Source organism: Thermogutta sp. (genome assembly GCF_014359955.1).
Taxonomy (GTDB): domain Bacteria; phylum Planctomycetota; class Planctomycetia; order Pirellulales; family Thermoguttaceae; genus Thermogutta.
Genome location: NZ_JACIYL010000504.1, coordinates 1 through 3,267, shown reverse-complemented (window position 1 = coordinate 3,267; position 3,267 = coordinate 1). Strand labels below are relative to the sequence as shown.

4 protein-coding genes are annotated in these 3,267 nt (G+C 57.1%); all 4 read right to left on the bottom strand.

Annotation, left to right across the window (positions count from 1 at the left end):
* Nucleotides 1-864, bottom strand: an 864-nt coding sequence (locus tag H5U08_RS13625; protein ID WP_297034105.1) for a trypsin-like peptidase domain-containing protein, incomplete at its 3' end; no start/stop codon positions are given.
* Nucleotides 865-943: 79 nt separating this feature from the next.
* Nucleotides 944-1,324, bottom strand: coding sequence for a hypothetical protein (locus H5U08_RS13620; RefSeq protein WP_297034102.1), 381 nt, complete (start codon nt 1,322-1,324; stop codon nt 944-946).
* A 149-nt stretch (nt 1,325-1,473) separates the two neighbouring features.
* Nucleotides 1,474-2,523 carry a TerC family protein gene (locus tag H5U08_RS13615; protein ID WP_297034100.1) on the bottom strand — a complete coding sequence of 350 codons (1,050 nt, stop codon included), beginning with the start codon at nt 2,521-2,523 and terminating at the stop codon, nt 1,474-1,476.
* Nucleotides 2,524-2,754: 231 nt separating this feature from the next.
* A partial coding sequence (locus tag H5U08_RS13610) for a dihydrodipicolinate synthase family protein (RefSeq protein ID WP_297034097.1) occupies nt 2,755-3,267 on the bottom strand: 513 nt, incomplete at its 5' end.

Genomic DNA, 3,267 nt, shown 5'->3' with positions numbered 1-3,267 from the left:
GAGCACCCGGCGAAATGTCTCATCCACCGGATAGGCGTATCCGGCCGCTGTTTCAAAACCGGCCACCGCCGGCAGTGCCGTCAGGAGCCCCACCATTTCTCCTCTCAAATTGATGAGGGCCCCGCCATTTGTGGAGAAGCTCAGCCGGGCATCCGTCTGAATGAGCGTACCAAAATGATGAAGCGTCGGTTTCCCAGTCGGTTCCTGATCCGAGGGAACGGCGGGCGCCTTCCGCCCGAGATTTGACACGATTCCCCAGCTCGCGCACACCTGACCATCACGAGCGATGGCGTAAGGATTGCCCAACGCGATGACAATTTGCCCCTTGCGAAGCTTGCCAGCATCACCAAGCGGTATGGGGGGCAGGTCATGGGCGGGGATTGTCAGGACGGCCAGATCGCTTCGCGGGTCTGCCGCCTTGACCGCCGCCCGGAAGACCCGATGATCGCTCAGAGTCACGTAATACTCGCTGTCATCAGCGAGGACCTGGGCCAGCGTGAGAATCAACCCATCGGAGTCCACCACGACACCAGCCGCATAATCGGCGGCAACGAAGTCCGGGTCACCAGGTTGGAGTTGGGGGGCTGGGGTCAGAAGCCGACCGAAAATATCGAGTTTTGGTTCAAGATTGAACACTTCACCAGGCCGCGACACACGCACCCGCGCAATCGCCACGACAGATTTTTCCGCCTTCTCCACGGCGTTGACAATCGCCGATTCCATGGCCGTGACCAGCGCCATTCCCTCGTCGGCCCCCGGCGATCCTGGAGATTCCCCTCGACCTGCTGATGCACACAACATCACGAGGATCGAGGATAGAAAAGCCAATCGATAGCCGAGACGTGCGTTCCAGCCGTTCATCATGCACATCCGCTCACCGTGTTCTTTTTAAAAGCCAAAGCGCCTTTCGTGCGTGCGGATTGCCCATTTCAAGCCGGGCGACCTAGGCCTCCCATATTTCAAGGTAAACCTTTCCACCGACGCCGGGCAACTCTTCGGATCCTTTTTGAACAACCGCCGACGGGTTCGTTTGTGGTCGGGAAAGCAGCCGGATAGTCACCAGATTGCTTGTTGTGCTTAACAGATCGGTAATTTCTGCCCGATATACCGATTGCTCGCCACAGTTCGACCGGCTTTCTTCAAAACTGATCGTCTTTCCGTTCAACTGGACATTTGCGGGAGTCGGCACTGCCTCCAGGATAAGCCACACACGGCTTGTCTGGGTCAACCCCGAGGGGGTGTGAAAACGCCGCTGCAGGACTTTTCCCTCGCTCGACTCAAACACCATCCAGGGCTGCCTCAGGTAGATACGATGACTGTCCATGGAACCGCCGCGCATCGGGCTCGACAATCGACGCATTCAGTGCCCATTCTGGTATCGAACATTGGCGAGCCGTTTTTGACAATCACAAACATCATACAAATTTTAGCAGCCCGGGGACCTGTATTTCCCGGCTGAGCTTCGGGGTATGGTCAACGCTCGTCCCGCACGGCTTCAGCGGGTGGCGGAGATTTCTCCAACGGCGGGATTTCGTCCGATTTGCCCGGTGCGGACTTCCCTTTCACAAAAAAGGTCGGCAGCAGGGAAATACCCAAAATCCCCCCCACGATGGCCAACGAGACCCACGGATCAATGAGACGCCCGTGAAGATTGAAGTAGTGGTGCCCCACGTACTCACCCACCATTTTCAAGCCAATGAAGGACAACACGGCTGCGAGACCATAATGCAGGTACTCGAAACGGTCCAGCACGCCGACGAGGAGAAAGTACAATGCCCGCAACCCAAGAATTGCCCAGATGTTGGAGGAATAGACAATGAACGGGTCACGCGTGATGCCGATGACCGCGGGGACACTGTCCACCGCAAAGAGCACGTCGGTACTTTCCACCACGAGGAGAACCAGGAACCCCGGCGTGGCATGGACGAGGCCGCCTCGCCGAACGAAAAAGTGATCAAAAATGGGTTCGGGACTGATGCGAAACCACCTTTGGGCGAAGCGAAGCACGACGTTTTTCTCGGGATGCACGTTTTCCTTTTTGGAGAACGCCAGGTGAATTCCGGTGTAAATCAGAAACGCACCGAAAACCAATAGGACCCACTCAAACATTTGAATGAGGCTGACCCCAGCAGCTACGAAAATTCCCCGCATAATGATCGCGCCGAGGATCCCCCAGAAAAGTATCCGGTGCTGGTATTTGATGGATACGCCGAAATAGCGGAAGATCACCGCGAAGACAAACAAATTGTCCACCGAAAGTGATTTTTCCACGACGAACCCGGTCAGGAATTTGACGCCCGCCTCGGAACTGCCATGTAGGTGCCACCCCCACCACCAGACGAACGCATTGAACACGAGGGCCAGCCCAATCCAAAAAACTGACCACAAAAAAGATTCGCGCAAACTTGGCGCATGGTCATGGCGGTGAAAGACGACGAGGTCCAGAAACAGGAGAACTGCGATGCCTCCGAGGAAGGCTGCCCAATGCCACCAATGAACTTCCAGTAAGTTTTCGGCTGCCAAGGCTGACTCCTTTTCCGGCTGCGTCCGGCGACAACGCACCCGCTCGAAGACACGTCCAATGGGTACCCGGGTCCACCGGTCCGGGCTCTATCCCATTGCTCTTACCCGGACCCGCTTGCGCGTTGTCGCTGATTGACCGTCGTCACCGACACAAAAACCACGGGCGGGGTTGCCCCCGATGGAAATGATCCTTCTATTTTCCCATGGGGATAGCGGAATTGTATCCCTCCCTCACTGGCCGGGCCATGTTGCCTTTTGCGTCAGGACAGCCACGACCTCCTGGACGAGCCGTTCAACTTCCACTTGACTGGGTGATCCATTCCCGACGGTCAGAAGGGATAAATCGGGCGGCACCGATTTGGACGCGGTGCGTTCCTCTTTTGAATGGGTGGTGTCGGGCGAGCTCTCACCCTCCAGTCCGTCTTCCGCCAGTAATTGAGCAAGCTCCAACCGTAATTGATCGAGCCTTTCCCGATGGAAATCCGAAAGGGGCTGCCGGCCCGTTCCCATCCGGAACCCACGGCACGCGACACCTACCCGAAAACCCTCAGGGAAATCACTCGCTCCAAAAAGACAGTCATTGTACCGCAGCAGCCGATACTGCCAGCGCCTTGCCTCCGCAATGCGTCCCTGGCGGACAGCCTCGTAGATCGCTCGCGTGATTTCCGGCACCACACCGCTCGTTGCGTTCGTGCCGCCATCACATCCCACCAGAAGCATGGGAAAAAGCACGGCATCCCAACC